Raw genomic sequence first — 17,306 nt, forward strand, 5'->3', positions numbered from 1 at the left:
CATGCCGCAGCACTATTGATCGTCGGGATGCCATCCAGGTTGCGGAAAGTGCGCCCAGTCGGGGGCGTGCAGGAGCGTGCCGTCGCCTCGCTCGTCGTAGGGCGACACACCCGGCTCGCTCTGGTACTCCAGCGCAAGGTCGACCGCGAGATCGGCGTGAATCGCCGTGCGGTACTTGATGCATTGATTGCCGGCCCTGGCCACATACATCTGCGCCCACGCGTGCTCGCCCAACACATTGCCGGCCGTCGAGACGCCCTCTTGTGCGCCCAGCACCCGTGACGCAAACAGGTCGACCACGAGATTCCGGTCGCCATCGGTGTCACCCTGCGGGCGAGACGTGCGCCCGATCACAGCGAACGACATCGACGGTCTGAGCTGCGTGGGACGCGACCACGCCAGCACGATGCGATAGCGGATCGACGTCACGCCGAACTGCGTCAGAATCCCCTCGATCTTCCCGAGCACGTGCCGCTCGGCACCCGTCAACGCCCAATGCCCCATCGCCACGTTCTGCTGAATCGCCGCTCCGATCTGCTTGTCGTTGAGCAAGGCGCGAAGGATGTCCGCGGTGTCCAGGGTCGCGTCGCTCGCGGGCGGCGCGGGAATCTCTGCAAAGATGCCCGGCGTGCCGCGCTCCGCCCACAAGCGAACCGGTATGGCGCCATTGAGCCACCATCGCCCATCCCTGAACCGTATCGGTGCGTTGCCGCGCGCCAGATCGACGCAATAGTATGCCGTGGACTGCACCGCACCGTCGTCGTCGATGTGATGCATCGCCGCGAGGCCGTCGCCCAGACTCATGATGTGGACCGGTTCCAGGATCCGATGCTCGTCGGCCTCCACCACGAAGACCCGATACCCCGACGGCACATTGCGCAAGGCGTCCAGGCTCATGATCTCGACGCCGGAGGACAAGCGAAGGTCGCGACGTTCACACACTCGTCCTCCGGTCGGGATCCCCCGCCAGATCGATGGCAGCACGGGCCCGAAATGCCCGCTGCCTTCGTAGGCGGCCGCGTCGAGCAACGCGGCCCCGAACGCGTGGTTGCCGAGCCCCGAGCGCACCAGGTGTGCCGCGTCGCGATGCGCGATGTGAGGGACATAACACGCCCACACGCGTGCGATGTAGTCGCCGGCGAAGTCGACGAGCCACTGACTGTCGTGTTGCGCCGACAGTGGCGTCGAGGTTCCCATCACGAAATCCTCGATGGATTCGCCGAGGAAATGCGCGAACGGCAATCCCATGCAGTATCCGGACTGTGCAAGCGTATCGTAATGACACGTGCCGGGACGCGGGAGCGGGTGGGCCGCCGTCGCGCAGGCCCGGCGGACGTCCGCGAGAAGCCGTTCGCCCTGACGCGGCGGCAAGTCACGTGCCGCGTAGGCGATCGGGTAAAGCATGTCGCTCGCCGGGCGCCTGGGCAGCCCCGTCAGTTCGCCCGCCAAGCCCACCTCCGAGAGCAACCATTGCCGCAGGCCGCCCGCCACGTCTTCGTGACCGCGCCGGGCGAATGTCATGCGCAGCGCCGAGGCGGGCGCGCTTCCTTGCGCGGTATCGCTCAGCACGTTTTTCAGCCGTTCGGCATCGAAACGCGTGACGTGGGGCGCGAGAAACGCCTGTAGCGCGGGGTTCCCAGGCACGTCCAGGCGCGTGCCGAGCAGGAGCGCTTCACCCGTGACGAGCGACACGAGCAAATGGTCGAAGGCGCCTCGCAATGCCACAACGCCGGCTATCCGGCACCCCGAGACCTCCACGACCGACAGCTCGGTTGCCCCCGCGAGCCGTTCGCGAATCAATGTCTGGTGGACCTGCGGGACCCTCGGGAGGTACCAGAACAGCAGGCCCGCTTCGATGCGGGCAAGCGTGCGAACGAGCGATGTCCGAAAACGCGCGTCACTCCATGGTGCTTCGATGCGCTGTCGGATGTCCAACTCCGGCGCCTCGTCGGCAGGGCTCGCGGCGAGCGGCGTTATGACCGGTTCGCCGCTACAGGGCTGCGTACCGAACACATACCCCGCTTTCCATCGATCGACAAAGTATGCCCATCGTGCAAAGGCTCGCTGCCGGAGTGTCTCGTAGGTGGGTTCGTTGAAGTCGGGCGTGGGCCGCCGGGTCGTGGGTGCCGGCGGTGCGGGCTTGGACGGTGGCGGGCGGACGGACGACGCGCCCGCGCGCGTGGAATCGATCGCGGCGGCGCGCGTCGGCGTGCCGATGAGGATCACGGGGATCAGATCCTTGAGCGGCTCGATAAACACTTGAAAAGCGCGGCCGTCGCTTTCGACGCAACCGTTGCCCGTGAACTTCAACGCACTGTCATGCGCCGCGCCGCCGACCATGCCGAATCCGCCGTTCGGCAGTGTGGCAATGCTGTCGTCGGTACACGCGCCGGCGATGCGTCCCGCGCCGCACGTGACCCCCGCGAACAGCATGCGCCCCCGTGTGTCAGCGAAGGCGATCAGGTAGCCGGCGGGCACGCGCATGAGTTGCGCCTCCGACTCGACCGGCATGCATGCCGGACCGAGGAAATCATGCACGTTGTCCTGCCCCTCTCGTAGCGGCGGGCGCTGTGCACCGTCGCCACCGATGCGCAAATCCGTGCGGAATCGGCTCAACACGCGCCACGGGGTGTCCGGCACGCCGGAATGCCTGGAGAACTGCGTGAGCGCAGTCGCCAGATGGGTCAACTCCTCGCGCGCCCCGTCTGGGACCACGCTCGGGTCGAGGATGCGATCGACCAGCGCATAGACGGGTGGCACATCGCTCAGATGCGTGAGCAAGACGTTGACGGCGTCGGACAAGGACTGGTTGTCGGGACGCCGGAAGAACATCCGCATGGCGTTGGCGAACAGCATCTGACGGTGAATGCTGCGCAGCTCCGTGAGGTCCGCACCGGCCGAACGTTGCGAGAGCACGCCGTAACCAGCCCCCATCATGCTCGCCGCACTTGCACCGTAGACCAACTCGGCCTTCCAGCCGAAGCTGCGAACCAGCACGCCGCAAATGGCGATGGCCATGACCTTGAGTCCGTCGAACGCAGATAACCGCACCTGGTCCCAATGGCGAAGTTTGCGCCATGACTCGGTCACGATGTGCACGTCGATATTGAGCCGAATGTGGCGCACCCTCGCCGACCACATCAGGTCGTCGAGGTGCTCGGGCACGATGAACCGGAAGTCGGGATACGGCAGCAGGGCCTCGTACAGCGCATCGATCGTCGACGCTCGCGCGGGCGTCACATTTGCACCGTGCTGCGCCGCGCGCGCAGGCACCGTGTCGCCGGCCGACGCCGCGGCGATGCGAAACTTTCGTTGCTCCCAGAAGATTGGACTGTCGAGCTTCGACGCATCGACCATGGACATGTGGTCGCGCATGAATGACTTGAACGCCTGCGTGTCTTCCGTGGACGGGCGCCACACGAAGTAGTCACCCCGCTTGATGGAGATCAGTACGGCCAACTCTCCCTCGCGGACCACGTAAGCCGCAAGATCCGCGATCACGTGATGCCGGAACGTGATCAACTGTGTTCGCGCCGCCATCGCCTGATCGTCCTGTTCGAGCAGGAACCGGTCCGCGCCGCAGCCGATGGCGCGCTCGGCAATCGCGCGGTACAGCGTGCTGACGAACACCGCTCGCGCGAGTTGTGCATGGGCCGACGCCACCTCTCGGGAACGCTCCAGCGTCTGCACGGCCGCCACGTCGCTATCATGCAGCGCCTGCCGAAAGGCGTCGTTGTCGACGGCGGCGAGCAAGCGCTCGGCGCGGGTATCGCGGGAGGAAACCGACGTCACCTCGCGCGACCCGCCAAGTTTGAGATACTCCTTGCGAAAGTGGTGGCCCAGCGCGATCTGCGCCAGAGAAAACGTTTCGGGCGTCACGAGCTGGGCGTTGGCACCGTGCCCCTGAAAGTGAAATCCCTGCTCGCGATAACGCACCTCGACGATGGCGTCCCAAGGCAGGGCCTCGTCTCGTGCGTAACCCAGCGTGGTGCGATCGCCGAGCACGCGCTCCATCAAGGCTCTCGTATACGTCACCGTCTGACGCTCATAAAACGTGAGATCGCGCAGCGCATCCCGGACGGCCTCGCCACTCTCGTACAAGGTCAGCACCTGATCGAGCGACAGTACGTCACGTGCGTCGAACCGCGGCTCCGATCGATCCGCCAGGTCCGATCCATCCGACGGATCCGCGCGCTGTGCGTCCCCCGCGGGTGAGGCATGCCCCGGATCGTCGCCGCCGAGCAACGCTTCGCCCGACGGGCCCATGGGCGTCTCGCCGAACACCTTGCGATATGCCACGACGCCCGCGAGTGCGGCGACCGGTAGCAACGCCCCCCCCGCAACGACCTGACGCTTTCGCGTCGGCCAGTGTCCACACAGCGTCGCCAGCGACGCGCCCGCGCCGACCAGCCGCGCCGCCCCACCCAGCAGCGGCTGCGCAACGTCGCCGGAATTCACGGGCGGCGGTGCGGACGGCGGTGGCAATGGCGCGGCGGCGGATCGCGTCGTCGGCACGTGCGGCGCGTGTGTCGGATAGGGGGCGGCAGTCAGTTGCCTGACGGCGTTGGCCCGCGCGCGATCGTCGGCGTCCCACTGATCGCAGGTATGTGCCCACCGCCGCAGCTGCAACTGCCGATGGGCCGCCGCCACATGCTCGACGCCGCCCGACAGCGCGAATGCGCCGTGTTGATGCATCAGCGCGAGCAGCGCATCGAGCGCCTGTGCGGCCGTGCACGGTTGCAGGCGAAATGCTCGACCGGCGTTGTGGGCAGCCGCACGAACAAAGTCACGCGCATTGAGCCCTGCGATCACTTCGCCCGGCGTCTGTCCCGGGCTCCGGCTCTCGAGTCGGCGTCGAATCGCACTCGTCAGATGAAAAAAATCCAGCTGTGCATGCACGCCCATGAACCTGACGACGAGCGCGCCGATTTCCGCGCACGTCAGCATCGGCAAGGCGAGTGCCAGTGCCGCTGCGTATCGCGCTCGCGCATGCACGTCGCCCCCCCGTGGCAATGCCACTATCGCACGCGCCATGGCAGCGGCTTCCAGCGACGTGCTGACCACAATCCCCCACATCGGCAAATCGGACAGGACATAACCGGCGATGCCTGCCGCACCCAGCAACGCAGCGCTTTGCGCCAACGCACGCACCGGGCCGGGCCCATTGGGCGCCGCCACGCCATCGGCGTCGATCATGCCGGCCATGACGTGCTCCCATGCCCGCGTCGCCAGCGCGGGATGCCGCCTCACGAACGCGGGCAACCGTTCACCGAGCCATTGCGCGTCGGCGCTCGTGATGTCGTCGATGCAGCCCCCTTGCAAGGCGGCAAGAATCGCATGGCAAAGTCCGCCGAACGGCAGGTCCGGTACTCCCCAGTCGGGTCGGCCATCATGCCACACGCCAAACCGGCAGCCGTCCTGACACAACGTCAATCCACATGTCGCGCCCGCGCGCGCGGGGAGCGCCCCGGGGTGTTCAGACAGCAGCGCGTACAGCGACGTCTCGCCGAGCGTCCAGTGCGCCGCGTTGCCTGCGTCGCGCAGGACGTCCTGCCCGCCGAGCAGGCCCCGCATCAGTTGCGCGGCGACCGGCCCCCAGCGTTCCGGGGAAACGGCGAATCGATACACGACCTGCACGCGCCAGTCCATCGTGCTCACCGGCGCGAGATCCTGGGTTTGCTCGCACCATTGCGCGCGTGTGCGCGCCGCCGCCTCCCCCGGCGTCTCGGCGCCGTGAAGGCGCCACGGGGCGTACCCCCCGCCGTTGATCCGCATGCGGCCTCCTTGAACCGGTGTTCGCCGTTCCGACGGCATCCCACTGTCATCTTCGAGTCCACAGGCAGGCATCACTGCCACGATTCGCTCATCGGCCGCCGGACGGGCATCCCGGCGCACGCCCCACCGACGGCTCGATGCGCAACCCGGGTAGAATGGCGGTCGCACGTATTCGCAAGACTTCCGATTCCACGATGAACCACGATCTCGTCATTCTGGGCACCCCTGCCTCCCCACCGACTTCAGACGCGCTGCAATCCGCCATTCACGCGCTGGTGCCCGGCGCACCGGTGACCTTCGCCGGTAATGCGGCACGCATCGCCGACGTTGCCGACACGCCGGCATTGCGCGCGGCGGCGGCAGGCTTCGCGCAGCAGCATCAGGTCGACGCCGTACTCGTGGACAGCGCGCGCCGTCTGACGGACTTCAAGGTGGTGGCAATGGACATGGACTCGACGCTGATCACGATCGAGTGTGTCGACGAAATCGCCGACTACTGCGGGCTGAAGGCCGAGGTCTCGGCGATTACCGAAGCCGCGATGCGTGGGGAGATCAAGGACTTCAACGAAAGCCTCACGCGTCGCGTGGCGTTGCTCAAGGGGCTCGACGCCTCCGCGCTCGAGAAGGTGTACGACGAGCGCCTGCGGCTCTCGCCCGGCGCTGAATCCATGCTGCGTGGCGTGCAGGCGCTCGGTATTCGCACGCTGCTCGTCTCGGGCGGCTTCACGTTCTTCACGGAACGGCTGAAGACTCGCCTGAACCTGGACGTCACCCGTGCGAACACGCTGGAGATCGTCGATGGCAAGCTCACCGGGCGGGTGCTCGGCGAGATCGTCAACGCGGAAGTCAAGGCCCGCACCGTCGCCGAAGTGACGGAGCGATTCGGCGCCGCGCCCGAGCAGGCCATCGTCATGGGCGACGGCTCGAACGACCTGCAAATGATGGCCCTCGCCGGGTTGTCCGTGGCGTTTCGCGCAAAGCCGGTGGTGCGGGAAAAAGCGTCCGTCGCCTTCGACTACGTGGGACTCGACGGCCTGCTGTCGCTGTTCCGCAACGACTGAGACACCCCCAGCCCGACGGCCGCGCCCCCGTCGTCACGTGTCGCTCTCGCGCCCGCCAGACGATCCCGGCGTCGCCGCGGGACGGCACGACGCGAAACTCACCGGGTTGAGCAAGTGCGTCGTCGCGTCGTAGAGCAGATGGTCCGGGCGCAGATCCGGATGCGTTATGCCCGCGGCCCCGTGTCGACGCCCGGTGCAAAATCCGTGAAGCTGAAGGAGAACAGCAACTTGTAGACGTACGTTGCATCCGCCGGATCGGCAAAGACCTCGCCGCACCGCGCCGCCATCCGGACGCAGGACTGCCAGTGCACGAGTTCGAAAAGTGGTGCATGCACTTCGTCCACTTCCGGCACATGGCTGTCCATCAGCGCAGACACGCGCGCCTGCAGCGAAACCATGTGCGAATCGTCCGACGCCAGCGGGCCAGGCGTTGGCGCGTCCGGCCCCATCCGCAACCAGGCAAATACCGATGCGGCACCCAGGTCGACCGGCCAGAAGCGACGGGCCTGCGCGTCGAAATGCACGTTGGCGCTGTGAAGATCGCCATGCGTCACGCCCACCTCCACCAGTTGCGCCTGCATGGTGTCGAGCGCCTCCAGGATCTCTCGCTTCGACTCGCCGTACTCCGATGGCCAGACCTTGTTCAAGGGCTTGCCCGGCACCCGGCGCATTCGCAGACAGAGGTAATCGTCGCGCGTGAAAAATGCCTCGGCACTGCACGCGCCGTAGAACCGGTTGAACATTTCCGCCTCATGCTCGACGGCCGCCCGGATGAAATCGATGCCATCGACGCCATCAATGCCGCTCGCGCGCGGGCCGTGAAAAATCTTGATGACGAACTCGGGATCGCGAAGATCCTCGAATACCGCTCCGCCGTCGCCGCCACCGATTGGCCTGCGCTCGCCCGGTGCCCCGAGAAGATCGTCGCGCGTGCGGGGGTCGCGAATCATCGCGGAACACTCACCGCTCGAATGCGACGGGATTGGCGCAAAGGTCTGGGGCGATATCGCGGATGGCGATACGACGCGAACTTCGGTGGGAGGCGGCATGAGAGACGTCGATGGCATGGGTGACATGAACCGGATGAAGAAATCGTCGCGGCAGCACGGCCCGAGCTTGCAGGAACGTGGCCGGTTTGGGTGCACGCGCGTGCGGCGCTCAGCCGCTGTGCCGGGCGTCCGCCCGCGCTTCCGGCACATCTGGGCTCGGCCACGCGTCGCCAAAGCTCAGCGGATTGAGTCGATCGGTCGCGGCATCGAACAGCACGCCGGAGTTTGCAAAACACCCCGCATGAAGGATGCCCCGCGCCAACAAGCGTTCGTTCATGGCGAAGAGCAAATCGTAGAGCTTATCGGCATCGACTGTCCCGGCCGTCAACGGCTTGCCCGTCATGCGCTGCATGTGCAGAAAGATATCCCCGTCTCTGGTACGCACCAGCCGTGCGGACCCTTCGCCGTAGTACGCCTCGAACATTCGCTTCTCGCGTATCGCCCGCCCGAGCTTGGCAGGCCCTTCCGGCGCGCCGGCCCAGAAGTCAGGCAAATGAAAGCGGAACAGCAGCTTGTATACCTGGGACGCATCCCGAGGATCCGGGCTCACGTAGCCGCAGCGCGGATGAAGCGCCTGCGCGACGTCTTCGCCCAACAGATCGGCTCGCGTGGCGGTCGTTTCCGCAATCTCCGGCGAACGGCTGTCGATCAAGGCAAAGAGCTGATGTCGCGTGTAATCCAGTTGGCAATCGTTGACGGCGAACAGCGAGTGGGACTTTACCGGGGTGACATACGCTTCCCGGAAGCCAATGGGCAGAAAGGCCCCTTCGTGATAAAGCAGGTTCTCGGCGTGAAGACCGTGATGAATGACGCCGCTCTCGATCAATTGCCGCCTGAGCGCGTAAAGCGACTCGTTGACCTGCGCCTTCGAGCCGAGCGCCGACGGAAGCATGCCTCGCACCGGCATGCCCGCGAGCAGACGCATGCGCACACAAAGCCGGGCGTCACACGTGACGAATACCTCCGCGCCGGCTGGCCCGTAAAGTGCATTGAAGCACGCCACCTCGTGGTTGGCGCGGGCCAGTCCTCGCTCGGGCCGGGCCGCGGTGTGCGTGTCGTCGTAGACCTTGATCACGTATCCGGTGTTGCCGATCTCGCGAAAGACGCGCGAGTGCTCGCCGGGAACGACGCACTGTTGCTCCACGGGATAACCGATGAAAGCGTCCAACGGCCGCGAATCGTGAACGACGTTCAGCGTCGCATACGGGCTGGGGGAGTCGGCGGGAAGCCCATGGGCCGGGGCCCGGGCCGGATCGTGCTCCGGCAACCGGATGCCGGCTTGAGAGGCCGGGCTCGCCGTGGAGGGCGGCGATGAAAAAACGAAAGGCGTCAGGACGATGGAGAACATGGCGGCGGCAGCCAGCCGACGCGCCCGCGACGGCGAGCGTCATCCTCTGGCTGCGATTCGGAACGGAGGAGCCGCCAGCTTCCATCGTCCGCGCCGCGACGGCTTGCGAGATTCGCTCGCCGGTCGTCGCGGCAACCGCTCAGGCGCCCAGGTGCGCCTTCAGGCTGGCTTCGATGTCGGCCTGCAAATCGCGCACATCCTCCAGCCCCACATAGAAACGCACGAGCGAGCCCTTGTGCACCCATGGCGTTGCCGTACGCATGGACGACACGCGATACGGCACGACCAGGCTGTGCGCACCGCCCCAGCTGAATCCGATCTTGAACAGCCGCAACCCCTCGATGAACGCGTCGATCTGCGCCTGAGAATAGCGCTCGTCGAACACTACCGAGAACAGGCCGCCCGCGCCGGTGAAATCGCGTCGGAAACACGCATGTCCCGGGCAGTCCTCGAACGCCGGGTGCAGCATCGCCGCGATCTCGTGACGCGAATTCAGCCACGTGGCCAGCGTCATGGCGGCGCGATCGTGCGCCTCGAAGCGCAAGCGCATGCTCGGCAGGCTGCGCAGCACCAGACTGCAATCGTCGGCCGACACGCCCACGCCCATGCGCATGCGCGCCTGTTTGAGACGGTGATGCAGATCGTCGTCGACGCTCACCACGGAGCCCATCAGCACGTCGCTGCCGCCCGACTGGTATTTCGTCAACGCCTGTACCGAGATGTCCACGCCATGATCGAACGGCCGGAACGCCAATCCTGCGGAGTACGTATTGTCGATGGCGGTGACAACGCCACGCGCGCGGGCGACGCGCGCGATCGCGGGCACGTCCTGCACTTCCATCGTCACCGAGCCCGGCGCCTCGAGCCAGATGAGCTTCGTCTCGGGTCGAATCAGCGCGCCGATGCCGTCGCCGACCATCGGGTCGTAATACCGTACCGTGATGCCGAACGATTCGGCCAGCCAGTCACCGTGCTCGCGGTTCGGGCCATAGGCGTTGTCCGGAATCAACACGTCATCGCCGTGCCTGAGCAGCCCGAAGTACACATTGGAGATGGCCGCGAGCCCCGACGGGAACAGCAGGCAGTGCTTGCCACCCTCGAGCGCCGCCAGACGACGCATGAGCTCCATCGAGGTCGGTGTGGCATGCAAACCGTAGCGCCACTGGCTGTCGTTCTTCCAGTCGAGCGAGCGCATCGCCGACAGGTCGGAAAAAACGACCGTCGAGGCGCGCGCCACCGGCACCGGCATCGCGGAGAAGCCCGCCGGGAGCTGCGTGTCGGCGTGCAGGATGTTGGTCTGCCAGTGCCAGCCGTTGGCTTCCGGCGTATCGAGGGGCTTGCGGTTGTCTTGCGTCATCACGGCTCCGGAAAAGACTCGGGCCGGCAACGACGCCGGCCCCCGGGAGTAACTTACACGCGCTCGAACACGGCCGCAATGCCCTGGCCGCCGCCAATGCACATTGTCACCAGCGCGTAACGGCCACCGATGCGCTGCAGTTCATGCAGCGCCTTGACGGTAATCAGTGCCCCCGTCGCGCCGATCGGATGGCCAAGCGAAATGCCCGAGCCGTTCGGATTGACCCTGGCCGGATCGAAGCCGAGATCGCGCGTGACCGCGCAGGCCTGGGCGGCAAAGGCTTCGTTCGCCTCCACCACGTCGATGTCGCCGACCTGGAGTCCGGCACGCTCGAGCGCCTTGCGCGAGGCCGGCACGGGACCGATGCCCATGTAATTGGGGTCCACGCCTGCGTGCGCATAGCTCACCAGACGCGCCAGCGGCTTCGCGCCGCGGCGCTGCGCTTCGGCGCGCTCCATCAGGATCAGCGCGGCCGCGGCATCGTTCAGGCCCGACGCATTCCCCGCCGTCACGGTGCCGTCCTTCTCGAACACGGGACGCAACTTCGCCATGTCTTCCAGACGTACGTCGGCCCGCACGTGCTCGTCGGTCGTGAACGCGATCTCGCCCTTCTTCGTCTTGATCGAGATGGGAACGATCTGATCCCTGAAGTACCCCTCGGCCATCGCGCGCGCGGCGCGCTGGTGCGACTCGACGGCGAGACGATCCTGATCCTCGCGCGTGATGCCCCACTGCTTCGCGATGTTCTCCGCCGTCACGCCCATGTGGATGTTGGCGAACGGATCGTGCAGCGCGCCGAGCATCATGTCGACCAGGCGCGATTCGCCCATTCGGGTACCCCAGCGCGCGCCCGGCATCACGTACGGGGCACGGCTCATGCTCTCCGCGCCACCCGCCATTGCCACTTCCGCGTCGCCGAGCAGGATCGACTGCGCGGCCGAGACCACGGCCTGTAGCCCCGAGCCGCACAGGCGGTTCACCGTCATGGCCGGCGCGTGCTGGCTCACGCCAGCCTCGATGGAGGCGACGCGCGCCAGATACATGTCCTTGGGTTCGGTATGAATGACGTTGCCGAACACCACGTGTCCGACGTCTTCGCCGCTGACTTGCGCGCGCGCCATGGCTTCGCGGGCGACGATCGCACCGAGCTGCGTCGGCGCGAAATCCTTCAGGCTGCCACCAAAATCACCGATCGCGGTACGAACTCCGCTGACGATCACGACTTCTCGTTGCATGTCTCTTCTCCGGGTGGATATCAGTTGGCAACGAGTATAGCGCCGTCGCGGGTTCCCGCGATGTAAGGGTCACTGGAGGGAAGCTTCAGTGGCCAGTATGGCCAGCACGGCGTCCGTGCGCGGCACCGGGGCCACGGCGCCATAGCCGGTCGTGGACAACGCGGCGCAAACGTTGGCATAGCGCGCCGCCGCGAACGGATCGTCGCCGAGGGCCAGCCGCGCCACGAACGCACCGCCGAAACAGTCGCCGGCACCGGTGGCGTCGACCGCCTGCACGGGATACGGTGCGACGATGCGCCGTTCGTGCGGCGTGGCAACGTAGCACCCTTCCCGACCCAGCTTCAACGCCACAACCTTCACGCCGTGGGAAAGAATTTCGTCCAGGATGGCGTCGCGGTCGTCGAGGCCGGTCACGGCGGTCACGTCGTCCCAGCTCGGCAGGCAGACGTCGGTCAGCCCGAACGCTTCGCGCATCGTGGCGCGAGCGCGTGCCAGCGGCCAAAGCTTCAGGCGCAGGTTCGTATCGAACGACACCTTGCCGCCCGCCTTTCGGACGCTCGACATGGCGTCGAACGCGGCGTCGCAGGCGTTCACGCTGATCGCGAGGCTGATCCCGGACAGGTGCAGAAACGATGCGCCGGCGAGCGCATCGGACGGCAACTGCTGCGCACGATAGCGGCTCGCGGCCGACCCGGCGCGCAGGTAGTCGAAGTGATGGCCGTTTTCGTCGTGGGACACGAAGTAGACGCCGGTTGGCGCCTGCGGGTCCACCGTCACGTAGCGAGTATCAACCGCTTCGTCGCGCCACAGGTCGAGCAACATGCGGCCGAAGAGATCGTCGCCCACGGCGCTCACGAAGCCGGTCGTCACCCCCTGACGGCGCGCCGCAATGACGAAGTTCGACGTATCGCCGCCGAAGCCCTGCAGATACTGGCGGGCGTCGTTCGGCGACTGATTGAACTCGACCATCGCTTCGCCCATGGCCAGCACCTGGGGAACGGGCGCCGCCGGTTGCGGTTCCACGCGCGCCATCAGACGACCTCGCCCCACAGGTCGTGACCGTCGGCGCCGGTCACAGTCACGTTCACGAATTCGCCGACCTTCAGGCGCTTCGCGGCCTTCGCGGTGGGTTCGATGTACACGAGGCCGTCGATTTCCGGGGCGTCCGCCGCGGAGCGGGCCACGCCGCCATCCTGATTGATTTCGTCGACGATTACCTGGAGGGTCGTGCCGACCTTGCGCTGCTGGCGTTGCGCCGAAATCTCCTCGGCCACCTCCATGAAGCGCGCGCGGCGCTCCTCGCGCACTTCGTCGGGCAGGGCGCCCGCCAGCTCGTTCGCCTTCGCGCCCTCGACCGGCGAGTAGGCGAAGCAACCCACGCGATCGAGTTCGGCTTCGCGCAGGAAGTCCAGCAGGTATTCGAATTCGGCTTCCGTTTCGCCCGGGAACCCGGCGATGAACGTGCTGCGGATCGTGAGGTCCGGACACATCTTGCGCCACGCCTGGATGCGCTCGAGATTTTTCTCGCCCGAGGCCGGGCGCTTCATGCGCTTGAGCACGTCGGGATGCGCGTGTTGAAGCGGCACGTCGAGATACGGCAGGATATGGCCTTCGGCCATCAGCGGGATGATCTCGTCGACGTGCGGGTACGGATAGACGTAGTGCAGACGCACCCACGCGCCGTACTGCCTGGCCAACTCTCCCAGCGCCGTAACCAGTTCGGTCATGCGAGTCTTGAGCGGACGCCCGGCCCAGAACCCGGTACGGTACTTCACATCGACGCCGTAGGCGCTGGTGTCCTGCGAGATCACCAGCAACTCCTTGACTCCCGCCTTGAACAGGTTTTCGGCCTCGAGCATCACCTCCGCGACCGGGCGCGAGTCGAGATCGCCGCGCATCGACGGAATGATGCAGAACGTGCAGCGATGGTTGCAGCCTTCGGAAATCTTCAGATACGCGTAATGACGCGGCGTGAGCTTGATGCCCGCGGGCGGCACGAGATCGGTGAACGGATCGTGCGGCTTGGGCAGGTGTGTGTGCACCGCGCTCATGACTTCGCCCACGGCGTGCGGACCGGTCACGGCGAGCACTTTCGGGTGCACCGCGCTCACGATGTCCTGACCGGCGGCGTCTTTCTTGGCGCCCAGGCAACCGGTCACGATGACCTTGCCGTTTTCGGCGAGTGCTTCGCCGATCGCATCGAGGCTTTCCTGGACGGCGTCGTCGATGAAACCGCAGGTGTTGACCACAACGAGGTCGGCACCGTCATAGGTACCGGCGATGTCGTAACCTTCGGCGCGCAATTGCGTCAGGATCTGCTCGGAGTCGACCAGGGCCTTGGGGCAGCCGAGCGAAACGAAGCCGACTTTGGGGGTGCCGGCGGGCGATGGGCGGGACATGGGGCGAAATCCTGATCAGGTAAATACGGTAACGACTGCGCGAAGCCGCGTATTTTACCTTGTTCGCCCGCGGTCCGTTCCAACTATCGTTGCCGAGCGCTCCCTGCCTCCGCCCGACTGGCCATGAGACAGCGGGCGCGCCGCGCGGACACCCGTTATCTCGGCGCGGACCGCTCAGGGCTTCTTGTTCGGATCCTTGCCCGGCATGCCGCCGGGGGCGCCCGGCGCGCCCGGGAACGGGAACGTGCTGAACATGTTCTTGGCCTGGCTCTGCATCTGCTCCTGCATCTGCACGAACAGGTTCTTCGACTGCTCGATGTAGTTGGTCATCATGCCCTGCATCATCGGCGCCTGCATGTTCATGAATTGCGCCCAGACGTCCGGGTTGAAGGCTGCGCCCTCATAGATGCCCTTCGACTGATCGGCCAGCTTGTTCTGAATTTCGATGAACGTCTGGATATTCTTCTCGAGGTAAGTCCCCATCATCCCCTGCAGCGCATGGCCGTAGAAGCGGATGATCTGGGCGAGCATCGCGCTCGAGAACATCGGCACACCGCCGGTCTCCTCTTCCAGAATGATCTGCAGCAGAATGCTGCGGGTCAGGTCCTCGCCCGTCTTGGCGTCGACGACCTTGAACTCCTCGGTCTCGAGCACCAATTGCTTCACATCGGCAAGGGTGATGTACGTACTGGTTTGGGTATCGTACAGACGCCGGTTCGGATACTTTTTGATCAGGCGTTCGTCAGTCTTCTTGCTCGCGGCCATGCGGTGGGTTTCCTGCTTTTATGAAGGACTTCCCCGACCGGCGGTCGGGGTTAGTCACATATTATCGATTCTAGGACGTTTGCTGCTATGCGGCAAAGCCCTAACCCGCAACGGAGCGCGGCACCTGCTCTCGGCCCGCACGGGCCATCGCCCCGTTACCGCTTACCCCATGTGCAGACCGCCGTTGAGCGAGAAGTCCGCACCGGTGGAGAAGCCCGAGTCGTCCGACGCCAGCCATGCCACGATGGACCCGATCTCGCCCGGTTCGCCCAGACGCTTGACCGGAATCGTCGCCACGATCTTGTCGAGCACGTCCTGGCGGATCGAGCGCACCATGTCCGTGCCGATATAGCCCGGCGACACGGTATTGACCGTCACGCCCTTGGTCGCCACCTCCTGCGCCAGCGCCATCGTGAAACCGTGAATGCCAGCCTTGGCCGTCGAGTAGTTCGTCTGACCGAACTGGCCCTTCTGCCCGTTGACCGACGAAATATTGATGATGCGGCCCCAGCCGCGCTCGCACATTCCCTCGATCACCTGCTTGGTCACGTTGAACAGGCTCGTGAGGTTGGTGTCGATGACCGCGTCCCAGTCTTCACGCGTCATCTTGCGAAACACCACATCGCGCGTGATCCCGGCGTTGTTCACCAGTACGTCGACTTCGCCGACCTCGGCCTTCACCTTGTCGAACGCCGCCTTCGTGGAATCCCAATCGCCGACATTCCCTTCGGATGCGACGAAATCGAAACCCAACGCCTTCTGATCTTCGAGCCACTTCACGCGACGCGGCGAATTCGGACCGCAGCCCGCCACGACCTTGAAGCCATCCTTGTACAGCCGCTGGCAAATGGACGTACCAATACCGCCCATCCCGCCTGTCACATATGCAATGCGTTGAGTCATGGAACGCTTCCCCCTAAATAACGGCAAATCTGCCGCCTGTTGCGACTGCCAATTGACCGACGCGCAGGCCGCGCGTTCCCGCGCATGCCTTTCGTCTCCTGATGACCCGCCATCGCCGGTGCGCGTTGCACGCGCACGACCCTGACGGTTCAGTGTTTTTTGGTGGACCGCGCGAGTCGCGCCCTGCGCTTCAGCGCCTGGCGCCCTCGATGTCTCAGACGCGCTCGACCGCCAGCGCCACGCCCATGCCGCCGCCGATGCACAGCGATGCCAGACCGCGACGCGCGTCGCGACGTGCCATTTCATGCAACAACGTCACCAGAATACGGCAGCCCGACGCGCCAATCGGGTGACCGATGGCGATCGCGCCACCGTTCACGTTGATCTTGGACGTGTCCCAGCCCATTTGCTGGTTCACGGCCAACGCCTGCGCCGCGAACGCTTCGTTGATTTCCATCAGATCCAGATCGCTCGCCTTCCAGCCGGCACGCGACAGGCAGCGCTGCGAGGCCGGCACCGGGCCGATCCCCATCACCTTCGGATCCACGCCGGCGTTGGCATACGCGACGATGCGCGCAAGCGGCGTGAGGCCAAGCTGCTCGGCGCGCTTGGCCGACATCACCACCACGGCGGCGGCACCGTCGTTGATGCCCGACGCATTGGCGGCGGTGACCGTGCCGTCCTTCGCGAACGCCGGCTTCAGACCGGCCAGCGCTTCGGCGGTCACGCCGTGACGCACGAATTCGTCGGTCTTGAACACCAGCGGGTCGCCCTTGCGCTGCGGAATCGAGACCGGCACGATCTCGTCGTCGAAGCGGCCTGCTTTCTGCGCCGCTTCCGCCTTGTTTTGCGATGCGGCCGCAAAGGCGTCCTGCATCTCGCGCGTGATGCCGTATTCCTTGGCGACGTTTTCGGCAGTGATGCCCATGTGGTACTGGTTGTAGACGTCCCACAGGCCGTCGACGATCATCGTATCGATCAGCTTGGCGTCGCCCATGCGGAAGCCGTCGCGCGAGCCCGGGAGCACGTGCGGCGCGGCACTCATGTTTTCCTGGCCGCCGGCCACGACGATGTCGGCGTCCCCGGCGCTGATCGCGTTGGCGGCCAGCATCACGGCCTTCAGGCCCGAGCCGCACACCTTGTTGATGGTCATGGCCGGCACCATGGCGGGCAGCCCGGCCTTGATCGAAGCCTGACGCGCCACATTCTGGCCCGAGCCGGCCGTGAGCACCTGCCCCATGATGACTTCGCTGACGTCTTCACCCTTGAGCTTCGCACGCTTGAGGACCTCATCGATCACGATAGCCCCCAGATCCGGCGCCGCCACCTTGGCAAGCGAACCGCCAAACTTACCGACCGCAGTGCGCGCAGCCGACACAATCACGATATCCGACATGTCTCTTTCCTCGTTTTC

11 protein-coding genes are annotated in these 17,306 nt (G+C 65.7%); 1 reads left to right on the forward strand and 10 read right to left on the reverse strand.

What is annotated here, in order from left to right; all coding sequences use genetic code 11:
- Positions 1-12 precede the first annotated feature (12 nt).
- Positions 13-5,775, reverse strand: a complete 5,763-nt coding sequence (locus tag W930_RS0107515; protein ID WP_023874585.1) for a hypothetical protein — start codon at positions 5,773-5,775, stop codon at positions 13-15.
- Between the two features lie 194 nt (positions 5,776-5,969).
- On the opposite strand from W930_RS0107515, the gene serB reads away from it, so the two are divergent.
- On the forward strand, positions 5,970-6,836 hold the full coding sequence (serB, locus tag W930_RS0107520; RefSeq protein WP_023874586.1) for a phosphoserine phosphatase SerB: 867 nt from the start codon (positions 5,970-5,972) through the stop codon (positions 6,834-6,836).
- A gap of 164 nt (positions 6,837-7,000) precedes the next feature.
- Here serB and W930_RS26560 read toward each other — a convergent pair whose 3' ends face one another.
- The 9 genes from W930_RS26560 to W930_RS0107565 all read right to left on the reverse strand — a co-directional run bounded on the left by W930_RS26560 (position 7,001) and on the right by W930_RS0107565 (position 17,288).
- Positions 7,001-8,059: a hypothetical protein gene (locus tag W930_RS26560; RefSeq protein WP_145929463.1), complete on the reverse strand. Its 1,059-nt coding sequence runs from the start codon at positions 8,057-8,059 to the stop codon at positions 7,001-7,003.
- Entirely contained in the window at positions 7,995-9,053 is a 1,059-nt protein-coding gene (locus W930_RS0107530) for a hypothetical protein (RefSeq protein ID WP_025249041.1), read from the reverse strand. Before W930_RS0107530 ends, W930_RS26560 begins: the two co-directional genes overlap by 65 nt.
- A gap of 319 nt (positions 9,054-9,372) precedes the next feature.
- On the reverse strand, positions 9,373-10,590 hold the full coding sequence (locus tag W930_RS0107535) for a cystathionine beta-lyase (RefSeq protein WP_023874589.1): 1,218 nt from the start codon (positions 10,588-10,590) through the stop codon (positions 9,373-9,375).
- Positions 10,591-10,643: 53 nt separating this feature from the next.
- On the reverse strand, positions 10,644-11,825 hold the full coding sequence (gene bktB / locus W930_RS0107540; RefSeq protein WP_023874590.1) for a beta-ketothiolase BktB: 1,182 nt from the start codon (positions 11,823-11,825) through the stop codon (positions 10,644-10,646).
- Between the two features lie 69 nt (positions 11,826-11,894).
- A complete protein-coding gene (locus W930_RS0107545; protein ID WP_023595674.1) occupies positions 11,895-12,857 on the reverse strand; it encodes a sugar kinase in 963 nt (320 codons plus the stop codon).
- Positions 12,857-14,224 carry a 30S ribosomal protein S12 methylthiotransferase RimO gene (rimO, locus tag W930_RS0107550; RefSeq protein ID WP_023595673.1) on the reverse strand — a complete coding sequence of 456 codons (1,368 nt, stop codon included), beginning with the start codon at positions 14,222-14,224 and terminating at the stop codon, positions 12,857-12,859. The genes W930_RS0107545 and rimO overlap by 1 nt, the downstream gene beginning before the upstream one ends.
- A 174-nt stretch (positions 14,225-14,398) precedes the next feature.
- Positions 14,399-14,989: a polyhydroxyalkanoate synthesis repressor PhaR gene (gene phaR, locus W930_RS0107555; RefSeq protein WP_023595672.1), complete on the reverse strand. Its 591-nt coding sequence runs from the start codon at positions 14,987-14,989 to the stop codon at positions 14,399-14,401.
- Between the two features lie 162 nt (positions 14,990-15,151).
- A complete protein-coding gene (locus W930_RS0107560) occupies positions 15,152-15,892 on the reverse strand; it encodes a 3-ketoacyl-ACP reductase (RefSeq protein ID WP_023595671.1) in 741 nt (246 codons plus the stop codon).
- 214 nt (positions 15,893-16,106) lie between these two features.
- On the reverse strand, positions 16,107-17,288 hold the full coding sequence (locus W930_RS0107565) for an acetyl-CoA C-acetyltransferase (RefSeq protein WP_023595670.1): 1,182 nt from the start codon (positions 17,286-17,288) through the stop codon (positions 16,107-16,109).
- Positions 17,289-17,306 lie beyond the last annotated feature (18 nt).

The organism is Pandoraea sp. E26, assembly GCF_000681415.1.
GTDB classification, from domain to species: domain Bacteria; phylum Pseudomonadota; class Gammaproteobacteria; order Burkholderiales; family Burkholderiaceae; genus Pandoraea; species Pandoraea pnomenusa.

What these genes read in the sequence shown, in the direction of transcription:
- W930_RS0107535 (WP_023874589.1), bottom strand. Translation starts at nt 10,590, where the DNA reads ATGACGCAAGACAACCGCAAGCCCCTCGATACGCCGGAAGCCAACGGC.
- W930_RS0107565 (WP_023595670.1), bottom strand. Translation starts at nt 17,288, where the DNA reads ATGTCGGATATCGTGATTGTGTCGGCTGCGCGCACTGCGGTCGGTAAG.
- phaR (WP_023595672.1), bottom strand. Translation starts at nt 14,989, where the DNA reads ATGGCCGCGAGCAAGAAGACTGACGAACGCCTGATCAAAAAGTATCCG.
- W930_RS0107560 (WP_023595671.1), bottom strand. Translation starts at nt 15,892, where the DNA reads ATGACTCAACGCATTGCATATGTGACAGGCGGGATGGGCGGTATTGGT.
- rimO (WP_023595673.1), bottom strand. Translation starts at nt 14,224, where the DNA reads ATGTCCCGCCCATCGCCCGCCGGCACCCCCAAAGTCGGCTTCGTTTCG.
- W930_RS0107545 (WP_023595674.1), bottom strand. Translation starts at nt 12,857, where the DNA reads ATGGCGCGCGTGGAACCGCAACCGGCGGCGCCCGTTCCCCAGGTGCTG.
- bktB (WP_023874590.1), bottom strand. Translation starts at nt 11,825, where the DNA reads ATGCAACGAGAAGTCGTGATCGTCAGCGGAGTTCGTACCGCGATCGGT.
- W930_RS0107515 (WP_023874585.1), bottom strand. Translation starts at nt 5,775, where the DNA reads ATGCGGATCAACGGCGGGGGGTACGCCCCGTGGCGCCTTCACGGCGCC.
- serB (WP_023874586.1), top strand. Translation starts at nt 5,970, where the DNA reads ATGAACCACGATCTCGTCATTCTGGGCACCCCTGCCTCCCCACCGACT.